9 protein-coding genes are annotated in these 12,231 nt (G+C 43.0%); 4 read left to right on the forward strand and 5 right to left on the reverse strand.

From position 1 onward, the window contains the following. The first annotated feature begins 1 nt into the window (after position 1). Entirely contained in the window at positions 2-1,069 is a 1,068-nt protein-coding gene (locus L3V33_RS02955) for a sulfate ABC transporter permease (protein WP_146453759.1), read from the forward strand. A gap of 85 nt (positions 1,070-1,154) precedes the next feature. On the opposite strand, the gene L3V33_RS02960 is transcribed toward L3V33_RS02955, so the two are convergent. The 3 genes from L3V33_RS02960 to L3V33_RS02970 form a co-directional block, all read right to left on the reverse strand. Further along, positions 1,155-1,565 carry a substrate-binding domain-containing protein gene (locus L3V33_RS02960; RefSeq protein ID WP_237288940.1) on the reverse strand — a complete coding sequence of 137 codons (411 nt, stop codon included), beginning with the start codon at positions 1,563-1,565 and terminating at the stop codon, positions 1,155-1,157. A 9-nt stretch (positions 1,566-1,574) separates the two neighbouring features. Next, the gene (locus L3V33_RS02965) at positions 1,575-2,711 is read right to left on the reverse strand and encodes an outer membrane beta-barrel protein (protein WP_237288943.1); all 1,137 of its coding nucleotides are present in this window, start codon (positions 2,709-2,711) and stop codon (positions 1,575-1,577) included. Positions 2,712-2,842: 131 nt separating this feature from the next. Further along, entirely contained in the window at positions 2,843-4,309 is a 1,467-nt protein-coding gene (locus L3V33_RS02970) for a methyl-accepting chemotaxis protein (RefSeq protein ID WP_237290159.1), read from the reverse strand. 619 nt (positions 4,310-4,928) lie between these two features. Between L3V33_RS02970 and ggt the strand changes: the two genes are divergently transcribed. Beyond that, positions 4,929-6,659 carry a gamma-glutamyltransferase gene (gene ggt / locus L3V33_RS02975; protein WP_237288944.1) on the forward strand — a complete coding sequence of 577 codons (1,731 nt, stop codon included), beginning with the start codon at positions 4,929-4,931 and terminating at the stop codon, positions 6,657-6,659. Positions 6,660-6,883: 224 nt separating this feature from the next. Here ggt and L3V33_RS02980 read toward each other — a convergent pair whose 3' ends face one another. Then, positions 6,884-7,942 (reverse strand): HEAT repeat domain-containing protein, encoded by a 1,059-nt coding sequence (locus tag L3V33_RS02980; RefSeq protein WP_145568744.1) that lies wholly within the window; start codon positions 7,940-7,942, stop codon positions 6,884-6,886. A gap of 82 nt (positions 7,943-8,024) precedes the next feature. Further along, positions 8,025-9,356, reverse strand: a complete 1,332-nt coding sequence (locus tag L3V33_RS02985) for an anaerobic sulfatase maturase (RefSeq protein ID WP_135456890.1) — start codon at positions 9,354-9,356, stop codon at positions 8,025-8,027. A 137-nt stretch (positions 9,357-9,493) separates the two neighbouring features. On the opposite strand from L3V33_RS02985, the gene L3V33_RS02990 reads away from it, so the two are divergent. Both L3V33_RS02990 and L3V33_RS02995 read left to right on the forward strand, forming a co-directional pair. Next, positions 9,494-10,282, forward strand: coding sequence for an SUMF1/EgtB/PvdO family nonheme iron enzyme (locus L3V33_RS02990; RefSeq protein WP_171330154.1), 789 nt, complete (start codon positions 9,494-9,496; stop codon positions 10,280-10,282). Between the two features lie 148 nt (positions 10,283-10,430). Beyond that, a complete protein-coding gene (locus L3V33_RS02995) occupies positions 10,431-12,113 on the forward strand; it encodes an alkaline phosphatase family protein (RefSeq protein ID WP_237288946.1) in 1,683 nt (560 codons plus the stop codon). The last annotated feature ends 118 nt before the right edge of the window (positions 12,114-12,231 follow it).

The raw sequence follows: 12,231 nt of genomic DNA on the forward strand, positions 1-12,231 counted from the left end.
TATGAAAAGAATAATTACGTCAGTACTGTGTGCTTCAGTTGCCTCTCCGGCTTTTGCGATTATTGAACTTACCGATAATTTTTCGTTAAGCGGATTCGGTTCTACTTCTTGGGCAACCTCAGATAACGATAATCCATTAATCATCAACCGCGGTTTTACCGATGAAAATTGTTACGACTGTGATACCACATTTGGGGTTCAGTTAGACTACTTCTACAACTCATTCAAAGCTTCTGTGCAAGTTGTCAAACCACCCCAATATGATTGGAGTGACCCTCAATTAGAGTGGGCTTACGTCGGTTACGAGTTTAATGACTTCGATGTCAGTGTTGGACGCTTAAGGCTGCCACTGTTCCTTGCCTCTGAATACTACTATGTCGGCCAAGCCTATATGACGGCGAGACCCCCTACAGAGGTATATAACGCCGTATTAGGTATCACTGCCTTCAATGGTATCAAAGTGAGCTGGACTCATGATGTAAGCGATGAAGCTACCCTACTACTCTCTCCGTTTTTCGGAATTAAAGATAACAATGAAGTCGACTTCAATTCGACAACTGAGCTTGAATTTGAAACCAATCGAATGTTTGGTGCCAATCTACAATTGAGTGGAGAAGATTATCGTTGGAATTTGTCATTCCTCGATTCCAATTTTGACCAAACCGTAAAGATTAAAAACATCGGTTCACTTCCAACAGCAGACAACCAACACATCCAACTTTGGTCGTTAGGTGCTGAGTACGAATTTGGTCAAGCTGTACTTGCCAGTGAAGGGCAAATCAGCGACTTCTCTTCATCCATGTACGCTAGTCTTGGTTACCACTTAGGGTCATTCACGCCTTACGTCGTTTATGGCGCACAATTTGACTCCAATGAACACTTAGAGGGGAACAGCTACTTGATTGGCGTTGACTATGATGTGTTACCTAACGTGTCTATTAATGGTGAAGTGCAATATTTTGAGGCTCGTAAAGCAAACGGTGCCTTTGTTGAGGATTTCAATGCACTTACTGGTTTTGATGATAAAGATGCCGTCCTTTACACCATCATGTTGAGTTTCGTTTTCTAACCCAGAATTAAACAATCACCATTAAATAAAAGCCCAAGGTAATCAAATAACCTTGGGCTTTTTAATGTTGGTAAGCAAACAACGCTTAGTATTTAAATAATACTTTCACGTCACCTGTTACAGCGGCTTCGTCGACATAACCAATTGCGTTGGTTTTTGAAGCAACCGTTGTGATTGCTTCGTTGTAGTCTGCAACCTGGATTGGCGCTTCAGCTTTACCGGTAAATACAAGTCGCGACCACGCTGATTGAAGTTGTGATTCGCTGCGTCCCGTCGCCACCTCATGGAAGGCTAGTCGACCTTCAGAACCATCAGCCAGCTCGATGATCTGTGCTTTGGTACCATTCGATAGCTTGCTTTTCTTACCCATGAATAACTTTTTAACGTCAGATTTAGATAGAGAATCAACGCCAGCATTGTTACCAATCACTACAATTCCAGCAGAAGCGTTAAATGAAAGAACCGCTACGGTTATTGCTGCCAGTAAACTTTTCATGTTGCCTCCTTAGAATACGAAATCAAGACGTGCTGAATAGACAATAGAGCTGTCTTCAAGGTAGTTACCTGTTGCAATATATGGGTTTGCTGTTGTTTCAACATTGCTTTGGAACCCACCACTAGTATCTCGGTAATCCACATACGTCACATCCGCTTTTAAAGACATGTTCTTAGCGAAATCCCAACGACTACCAACAGAGTAAGAAAGACGCTCGTAATTCATCGACTCTTTAATTGCCGTCGTAGTCATGTTTTCACGTTCTTCGTTGTCTGTTGTTTCAACCCAGCTAACAGAAACGTAAGGCGTAAATTCATTAATTCGGTAACCGACCAAGCCAGAAACCGATTGATAGTCATAAAACTGCCCTTCCAACTGAACATCCGCAGCTTCAACATTAACTAACAGATCACCATTGTCATATTGAGCACCCAAGGAGATGAACTGACCATCTTGGCTATCTAGCATTGCACCCAATTGACAATACGGGTCTTGTGAGTTTTGGAAATCACAAGAAGGGTTTGACTCAGCAACAAAGTACGAACCACGGAAAGTAAAATCATCAACGTTCCAGTTGGCACTGATACCGAATAGTTTATCCAGTTTCACCTCACCAACAATTGAGTCATCTTCATCAATAGTACCGATACCAACCACTGGCTGAAGAAGAATACTTGAATCTTCAAGTTCAATCGGAATCAATAAATCAGCACCGGTGTAGCCCTTTAAAACAATGTTTTCATACAATTCTTGAGAAGCTCTGATCATAGGGTATGCATAACCAAGATCGGTGTAATCTGAGTAGAAAAACAAAGGTAAACGCAACTTACCTGCTCGAGCTGTCAAGTCCTCAAAATCATAAGAGGCATACGCCATTTCAATTTTTGGCTCATAATCATAACGGCTGTTTGCAACGATTTGCGTCACGAACTTAGCACGTTCATTTACTTGAAAATCAAATTGTAAGCCTGCTAATGTCTCTTGCTCCCAATCTAATTTTTCATCTGTGTAACCCGCATAACCGATCGCATTATCCGACTTACCGATGCCTACAGAACCAAATCCACTAATTCGAAGATCATCCATGTTTGCAGCATTTGCTCCAAACGCCATACTTACTAGGGCAGCAACCACTGTCTTCTTCATAACTAACTCCAATTGTTATGTGATTTTTCGTTTTTATATAATTGTTTTTGTATAATCAGCCCATATTTGGGGCATACTCCCGCCCTCCTTGAGGCATAGCCAAAAAGAGAGAAGGAATGATTCTAGGGGGCTTAACTCACCTTAAAGTGGCCAGTTAATGTTGATATGTTACGAGTGACTTCCTGAATGTCATGAGCAACTGCATCGACTTGTTGAACGCTGTTGCTTGTACCTTCTGCCATTTTTCTAATTTCTTCGACAAAAGTTTCTATACGAGTTGAAGTTTGTTCCTGCTCTTCAGTTGCAGCGGCAATACTTTCGTTTCGCTGACTGATTTCAGTGATCTCGGAAGTGATTTTTTGTAGCGAGTTTTCAGCAACAAGTGACTTTTCAACGCAAGTTTCAGCTTTCGTCACGCTATCCGAAATGATCGTAGAGGCTGTTTTAGCTTGCTCTTGTAACTGCAAAAGTACAGATTGGATTTCTTGTGTCGACGTTTGTGTTCTTGATGCTAACGTTCTAACTTCATCAGCAACAACAGCAAAACCACGACCTTGCTCACCAGCACGTGCCGCTTCGATTGCAGCATTTAGTGCCAGTAGATTTGTTTGCTCAGCAATAGCGCTTATCGCCTCTAAGATAGATCCGGCACTTTGAGTCTTGTCATTCAATTGCTTAACCACTTGTGAAGCATTGCCTACATCTTGCGTCAGTTCTTGCACGGCTAAAATGGTACTTTTAACCTGCTGCTCTCCTAGTGTCGCCTGTTCACTGGCACTCGAAGCAGAAGTCGACGCATCATTCGCGTTCGTTGCGATCTCTCTGGCAGCAACAAACAACTGATTTAATGAACTAGATACTTCTTCAATAGAAAGATGTTGTTTGGTTGAAAGTTCGTTCGTGACCTGACTAGATCTCACCAAAGAGCCAGAAATAGTGTCCAATTGAGTGACGTTTTCGATTGTATGCGTCACGTTTTGTTGTAGGTGAGAAACAAAGCTATTGAATGATTCAACTAGAGGTTTTAGTTCGTCGTTTTTCTCGTGTTGTAAGCGAACGGTTAGGTCACCATCTCCTTCCGCAATATCACGCATTTTATCACTGATGTTTGCTAAATCTTTCCTTATACCTTTTACAACAAACCACCCAAAGATACACATAGCAAGCATGGCTAATGCACCTGAAATACTCATGATCTGGTTAGCTGCTTTGTTATTCGATTCCAACTCTTGCACTGCGTTCTCAAACTCTGACTGACGAGCCGACGAAAACTCACTCATCCCCGTAGTAAGCTCTTCTAAAATTGCAGTGCTTTGCTTCGCGAGACGACCTGCCTCACTAAGGCTAATTTCTTCGTCGATCATGCCTTGCGCGATACGATAAGCCAGATCGAAATATTGATTGGTTTGATTTTGCAAAAGTGCGGATGAACCCTGTAAAGATGGGTCCAATGAAATTTGAATATTGAAGTTGCTTTGAATCGCAGCAAGAGTTTGCTTATTCATCTCCAAAATCTCTTCATCACCGAGAGTCACGGCTAAATTAAAACGCTCTGCTAATTGAGAGATTAAAACACTATTCAACGAAGCAGAATTCATGACAGGATAAGTCACTTGATCAATTCGATTAACCTGCTTTGTATTGTTGGTTAATGTATCCCCTCCAACAAATAGAATACTAATAAACCCGACTAACGAAACTAAACATAACGCTAGAATTCTATTCTTGATCGATAGTGTAAACATAAGCTTTCCTTGCTAAACAGTATGATAAACTGCACTAATTATTCGAACAATAACAGATCTGACCAGTATATCAATCTGTCACACCAAAAATAGTGACAGAAATGTTAATATTATTTATAAACTGTTATCTCAGAAAAATAACCATATAAATCAATATGTATAAATAACCATTTTATTAAAAACCCTTAGTCATCAAAATATCGGCCCTTTATTTAAAATATAGCTCTGCGGTTTTTGTCCTCATTTTTATTATTTAAGAGCAGACCTATCGTCACGATTAAATCGATATAAAGAAGCCAAAACCCTTCTTACATTCAACTTGGTAATAAATTAACGTCGCAGAGTGATCTAAAATTTAATGGTTCTGTCAGCAGCGTCAGCATTGTGTAAGAAGGCTGCAAACTCACGAACTTAACCGCCTTTATTTAGTCAACCTAAGAGCGAATAAACAGATACCTTAAATGGAGAACGCATGCGAATAGCGACTTTATCTTTAAGTTTGGTTTCAGCGGTCGGTTTCGCGGCTGAGCCAAATCCTTTTCCAATTACGCCAGATGAAAGTGGCGAAAAGTTTATGGTAAGTGCAACTAACCCATACGTAAGCAGTACTGGGTATTCGATACTCAAAAAAGGTGGTAATGCCATTGATGCAATGGTTGCGATGCAGATGACCATGTCGGTCGTAGAACCGGATATGACAGGGATTGGTGGTGGTACTTTTGCGCTGTTTTATCAACAAGACAAAGACCAGTTTCTTGCACTCGATGGGCGTGATGAAGCCCCCTCCAGCGCGACTCCAGATATGTTTATAGAAGGTGGTAAAGCACTCAGTCGAAATGAGATTTTAGGCCCTCGTTCTGTTGCTATCCCTGGAACACTCCGCTTGCTCTATAGCGCTCATCAACAATACGGAAAAATGCCTTGGTCTGAACTAGTTCAACCCGCCATAGATCTCGCAAGCAAAGGCTATGCGATGAACAGCTACACCTACGACATCGTAGTTCGTGAGCAAGAACGGTTGATTGAAGATCCAGAAATCAAAGCACTCTATTGGAATAGCGACGAGATTAAGCCAACAGGCACTTTAATGAAAAACCCAAAACTTGCCGATACGCTCGCGAACATAGCTCAGCGGGGTGATCAATATCTCTATGGTGGTGAGTTTGGTAAACGAATCGTTGAGACGGTTAACAGCCGAATCGACTCAGACCACGCCAAGCTTTCTATTAAAGACTTTGAACAATACAAAATGAAGCAACGTGATGTTATTAAAAGTGACTATCGTGGCAATAAGATTGTGTCATTTGGCTATCCTGCCTCTGGAGGCGTGATGGTTGCTCAAAGCCTTGAAATGTTAGAAGCCTACGACTTGGCAAGTATGTCGACAACAGATGTTGAACCATGGCGACTAATGACAGAAGCAATGAGAATAGCCAAAGCCGATTGTATCGCTTATGCAGGTGACCCGGATTTCGTTGAGGCACCCGTTACTGCCCTACTAAACAAAGCCTACATCGACGAGCGACGTAAACTCATCCCTGAAAGGGGCATAGCTAAAACCAAACCGAAAGCAGGCAAGTTATCCAATACTGAATACGCTCAGTATCAAGGGTTTGAGAGCCAAGACACTGGGCATATTTCCATTATCGACAAAGATGGTAATGCCATTGCAATGACCAGCACCGTCGGCACGGGAATGGGCTCCGGAGTAATGGTCGATGGCGTGATTCTCAATGCGCAAATGGCAAACTTTTCTACAAAACCAACCATCAACGGCAAGCCAACTCAAAATGCCATCGAAGCAGGTAAGCGTCCTCGTTCAGCGATAACGCCATTAATGGTGATGGATAAAAACGACGACCTGCGGTTAGTGGTTGGTTCTCCTGGAAGCTCACAAATTCCGGGGTACGTGTTGAAAACCGTCGTTGGTGTTTTAGATTGGGATCTGTCTGCGCAGGAAGCAATTGATCTTCCAAACATCCAATACGGCACCAAGATCGACCGCACCAAACCTTATGACCCAACCGGTTTATTGGTCGAGAAGAAAACTTACGCCGAAATGTTGGTGCCAGAGTTTATTCAGCTCGGTTATCCAGTACACGTTATTCCTGTGGTCAGCGGCTTGAACGCCATTGAAATCAAAGATGGCAAAATTCATGGAGCAACAGACAGACGTCGTGCATCTAGCTCTATGGGTGAATAATTAGGCGAAATGAACAAAGTAATATAGGTGACTAACGATATAGGTGGCTAATAATATAAGTGGACAGCAATAGAAATGGGTAAGTAACGAACTTGCCCACTTTTTCTTTTCCAACCTTTGCTTTGTCTAAGCATTAGGTCAATGCAAAAAAGCCAGTCGAATATATCGACTGGCTTTTAAGCTTATGTGCTCAGATGATCTAAGTTTACGCGGTTAATCTAAACTTACGAGCTTGAGCTCACTCGTTTTTCTTTTAATTGCTCAATAACATAGTCTGGTGCGACTTTACCTAGCTCTGTCAGGCAATCATCAGTTTTTTCATTACCGTAACGTACGTAAATATCACAAACCGCGTACAGTTGTTCTGGAGAACCAGAAATCAAATACGCTTTCTCGAACGATTTAGTCGATTTATCGATATCCAACTCTTCTTGTAATACCCCATTGAGATACCAATAGTAGCTGTTGTCTTTTGCAAGGTTAGCGGCGACCTCGATCTCTTGAGCGGCTTGTTTCTTTTCTTCTAAGCGAACTAAAGTCAGTGATTTAGAGTAATGCAGTGCCGCGTTGTTTGGCACTTGCTCAATACCACGATCTAACACCGCAACTGCTTCTTGATCTTTAGTTTGCGCTCTAAAGTTATCTGCATAGCTCAACCAAACTTGGGCGTTGTTGCCATGGGACTGCACTAGCTCAACATAAATAGTTTCCGCTTTTTCCCATTCGTTATGCCAACGTAAAACATCAGCAAACAACAATTGAAACTTTTCAGATTCTTGTGTTTCCAAAAATGTGATTAGCTCAGCAACAGGCTGTTCTATTTGAGCTTTTTGCTCGTCATCTAACGTATTGTAATCACGAACTAAATTGGATGTCGCTGTGTGACGCACCATTGAATCACTGTCTTTTAGCAAAGGAGAAACCAACGCCCAACGGTGCTCCAATTGATATGGTGCAGAACCGATAACCGACGCTTCACGAACTTCAGGGTTTTGATCCTTTAAGCCTCGCGCAACTGCCACCAGCGCATTCTGGCTTGGGTATGATGCTAGCTCCTGCAGCGCGCCAGTGCGGTTTTCAATGGACTGATTCTGATCTTGAGCCATGTAAGACAGCTGTTGAATACGCGTTTGAGTGTCCGTCATTTCGAGCACTTGATTGATATTTTGAGCAGGTGCATCAACGGTTTCTTGAACGCTATTCGCTGCCATCGCAGACGTTGATATCAATGCGGACGTTGAAACCAATAAAGCAACAGCCGTCGCTAAACTCTTCTTCATCATAGTATTACCTTAAACTGGGGAACTTAGCCTGTCCTTAGACTCGTTTCTTATTAAATTAAGGTCTGCTGACCTAAAAAATCCGTTAAAACTTTGTCTCAAACGTCGCTTGTTGCACCTGTTGTGCTCGACGCGCCATCACTATTGAGTCACTGAATTTTCCATGAGCAACGGGATGTCCCATCGCACGAGCGATGTACGCCATCGACTGATCAACATGAGCAAAGAACTTGTGCCAACCGGCACATAAATAGTTCAAGCCCGGTTCACCTGCACGAGTTTTAATAAAGCGATTTTTAGGACACTCTCCATGGCAGGCAAACTTATAGTCACATTGCTGACATTGGCTAGTCAGTGTGCGTGATTTAGCAAAGCCAAATTTCTGTTGGGGCGCGCTGTACGCTAGATCCTCAAGCTTCTCATGATGAATGTTACCTATCTTGTATTCAGGGTATACATAGTGGTCACATGAAAATACGTCGCCGTTCGGCTCCATCGCCAACCCTTTTCCGCATATTTCATTCAAAGTACAAAGAGGGTTTGGACGGCCAATCCATGTTTCTAGACTGGCTTCAAAATACTGAACAAACACTTTACCGATGTCGTTCTTCGACCACTCATCAAACACAGAAATAAGGAAATTACCCCACGCCAAGTCTGACACACACCACGATTCCATGATGGAATCTTTATGGCCAGGGATCAGACGCTTGTCGCCTTGTTTTAATTGTTCGCTCACTTGAGATGTTTGAGGCGCAACCGTTCTAAAGGTTTTTTGCTCTACGATAGGAATGAACTGCATTTGCGGTGATTTAACTTCATCGCGTAAAAAGCGATACACCTCTAATGCATTTTGGCTGGTTAAATTATTCACACAGGTAAGCGTGGCGAACTTCACTTGATATTTGTGCAGCAGTTCGACTGCCGCCATTACTTGCTTGAATGTGCCACGCCCTGCTCTGTTAGTACGATAGGCGTTATGGAGCATTTCTGGGCCATCAATACTTAAACCGATCAAGAAGTTGTTCTTCGCTAAGAATTGCCCCCAATCGTCATTTAAAAGTGTGCCATTGGTTTGTAGGTCATTTGAAATCAACACACCTTGAGGTTGATACTTCTTTTGTAGCTCAACCACTTTTTCAAAATACGCTAAACCCAGCATGGTCGGTTCACCGCCCTGCCATGAGAAAATAATTTCAGGGGTATTTTGTCCTTCGATGTATTGTCGGATGTAAGTTTCCAACGTCTCATCATCCATTCTTGGAGAACTGCCTTTCTTGTACTCCAACAAATCTTGCTTACTTAGGTAATAACAATATTTACAGTCAATGTTGCACGCTGCGCCAATCGGTTTAGCCATAACATGTAAGCGCTTAGACGCTTTACCGTTATATTGTGGACCTTGAGTAATGTGCATGATTTACCTACCTATCTTAATGTCTTGTTCCCATCATAATTCCTAATAAAGTCAGTGGCATGTTATACCCTTTATAACCAATAGGAATGACCTTAAACGTTAGAATCACAGCCTATTTCGAACATTTGAGGCACGTGATGAAATTTTTCAATTACAAATATTTAGCAGCGATTAGCAGCGTTACCATGACAATTTTTCTGAGTGGCTGTGTAAGCGTGCCTACACACCCAATCGCCCAACAAATTGACCAAGATATGGTGCTGGTTGAAGGTGGTACATTCACCATGGGTTCAAACAACTCTGAAGCAACCAAAGCCGAGCAACCCGCGCGTAATATAACTGTAAATAGTTTCTACATTGCAAAGTTTGAGGTAACTCAAGAATTGTTCGAATCTGTTATGGGTTCATCTCTCAGTTACTTCCAAAACCCTCAGGTTCCAGTCAATAACCTCAGCTGGCAACAAGCTAACTATTTCGTTGAGCAACTGAACGAATTAACGGGCGAGGAATACCGCCTTCCAACTGAAGCCGAATGGGAATTTGCAGCGAAAGGTGGTAACAAAAGTAAAGGCTTTACTTACAGTGGTTCCAACAACTTAGATGATGTTGCGTGGTACTCAGCAAATTCTAACAATAGCGCACATCCTGTCGGGCTAAAGAAACCAAATGAACTAGGCTTATATGACATGAGCGGAAATGTTGGAGAGTTTGTGATTGATGCCTTCGATGACACCTTTTATCGATTCGGTCCAACAGACAACCCAAACAATGCAAAACACAGTGACGTTGGTTTATCACATAAGTCGGTACGCGGCGGCAGTTTTGCGTATGACGAAAATGAATCTGAAAGTTACCGTCGCGACTTCGCAAGCCAATCGATCACTATGTCAGATATGGGCCTGCGTTTAGTTAAGGATACGAACTAACTAAAGATGCCGACGGTTATGACTCAATAATCTTCACAAACAATCCTAAAAATACGATTCGCACTGTACAAACATTAGAAATCTAACCAAATGTTGGAAATCTGACCAAACCTTAGAACTCTGCTGCAATACTGAATAAGGAAACTCTATGCAATACACCAAGCTTTCAGGACTTACACTCGCGTTACTCTGTGCCTTCCCTGTTTCGGCTGCGGAAAAGCCAGATCTAGTCCTTCAAATCACGGTAGATGGCCTGCGCGCAGACCTAATCGAACGATATAAGCATAACTTCGGTGAAGGTGGTTTCCGGTACTTAATGGATGACGGCACTTACTACACCAACGCGAACTACCAACATGGCAACACGGAAACGATCGTGGGGCATGTGTCGCTTGCAACCGGTGCGCCACCGAGCGTACACGGCATGGTAGGTAACGTTTGGTATGACCGTAGCGAAGAGCGTTTGGTGTATAACGTAGAAGACGGCAACTACAAAATGTTGACCTCTGGTGCGGGTGTCGACAAAGCAACTGAGATCGACCCAACGCAGAAGACAGCACAAGGCGATGGCCGTTCCCCTGTGCCAATACTCTCCACCACGTTTGGTGACGAGCTGACGATTTCTAATAGTGGCAAATCAAAAGTGTTCGGTGTATCAGTGAAAGATCGCGGCGCAATCTCATTGGCGGGACACAGTGGTAAAGCCTTCTGGTTCTCCAAAGCGCAATCTGAGTTTGTCACCAGCAACTATTACTACGACGAGTATCCAGATTGGGTATCACGTTGGAACGAGAAAGCGATTGCTGCTCAGTATTCGAAACAGAAGTGGGAGCTCTCATTACCACGTGAGAAGTACACGCTTCAAGAGCACAATACCGAACACAAAGTGAAACTCGGTGACTTCCAACGCACCTTCCCTCACCCTTATGGCCCCGCAAGTTACAAGTACTACAGCACAACGCTAACCGTTAGCCCGGCTGGTGACGAGATCACAGAAAACTTTGCAAGCACACTGTTGATGCAAGAGAAGCTAGGCCAAAGTGACGTGACCGATTATCTGTCTGTGAGTTTCTCATCAAACGACTACGTGGTGCATTTATACGGCCCTGAAAGCCTAGAAACAGAAGACAACCTAATTCGACTTGATAAGACGATCGCCAAGCTTCTTAAAACCGTTGATAACCAAGTCGGACTAAAAAATACATTAATTGTGTTATCTGCCGATCATGGTGTCCCTGAATCTTCACCTGCGGCAAATGCGCTTGGCTTTAATCAAGCTCAATACTTCAATAAAGACACACTGCTCTCGAGTGGCGTAGAAAAAAGATTGAAGGATCAATTTGGTTTATCCAAAGACGCCATTCGCTTGTATGCACAGCCTTATATCTATCTGAATCACGATTTAATCGCAGAGAAGAAACTTGACTTAGCTAAAGTGCAGGAAGCGATCGCGGATGAAATAGCGAAAGTGAAGGGTGTGGCGTTTGCAGTATCAAGCAGCGATATTGCAGCCAACCGAGTGCCTGATACTCATGTGATGCAGCTAATCAAAAACAACTACCACCCTGCTCGTTCTGGTGACGTGTATGTGGTATTTGCACCGCGTAGTTACATTAACGACATGGAAGGCCTTCAAATCGCCTCTACACATGGCTCTCCATGGAAGTACGATACGCACGTCCCTGTAATCTTCGCAGGCTACGACGTTGAAGCTCAGAAGATCTCGCGTGCAATCACGCCATACGATATTGCGCCAACACTTTCGAACAAACTGGGGATAACCCAACCAAGCGGATCAATTGGAGAGGTGTTACAAGAGATCACTGAGTAGACTATACCTCTAAGGTTTCGTGAGCTAGATTTCGAATCCAGTACCCACTCATTAAGAGAGTCGTTTATCATATTCAGACTGATTCAGTCGAAACAGATAAGCGGCTCTTTTTGATTGA

It is taken from the genome of Vibrio sp. A2-1, assembly GCF_021728355.1.
Taxonomy (GTDB): domain Bacteria; phylum Pseudomonadota; class Gammaproteobacteria; order Enterobacterales; family Vibrionaceae; genus Vibrio; species Vibrio splendidus_K.

What these genes read in the sequence shown, in the direction of transcription:
- L3V33_RS02955 (WP_146453759.1), top strand. Translation starts at nt 2, where the DNA reads ATGAAAAGAATAATTACGTCAGTACTGTGTGCTTCAGTTGCCTCTCCG.
- L3V33_RS02960 (WP_237288940.1), bottom strand. Translation starts at nt 1,565, where the DNA reads ATGAAAAGTTTACTGGCAGCAATAACCGTAGCGGTTCTTTCATTTAAC.
- L3V33_RS02965 (WP_237288943.1), bottom strand. Translation starts at nt 2,711, where the DNA reads ATGAAGAAGACAGTGGTTGCTGCCCTAGTAAGTATGGCGTTTGGAGCA.
- L3V33_RS02970 (WP_237290159.1), bottom strand. Translation starts at nt 4,309, where the DNA reads ATGAATTCTGCTTCGTTGAATAGTGTTTTAATCTCTCAATTAGCAGAG.
- ggt (WP_237288944.1), top strand. Translation starts at nt 4,929, where the DNA reads ATGCGAATAGCGACTTTATCTTTAAGTTTGGTTTCAGCGGTCGGTTTC.
- L3V33_RS02980 (WP_145568744.1), bottom strand. Translation starts at nt 7,942, where the DNA reads ATGATGAAGAAGAGTTTAGCGACGGCTGTTGCTTTATTGGTTTCAACG.
- L3V33_RS02985 (WP_135456890.1), bottom strand. Translation starts at nt 9,356, where the DNA reads ATGCACATTACTCAAGGTCCACAATATAACGGTAAAGCGTCTAAGCGC.
- L3V33_RS02990 (WP_171330154.1), top strand. Translation starts at nt 9,494, where the DNA reads ATGAAATTTTTCAATTACAAATATTTAGCAGCGATTAGCAGCGTTACC.
- L3V33_RS02995 (WP_237288946.1), top strand. Translation starts at nt 10,431, where the DNA reads ATGCAATACACCAAGCTTTCAGGACTTACACTCGCGTTACTCTGTGCC.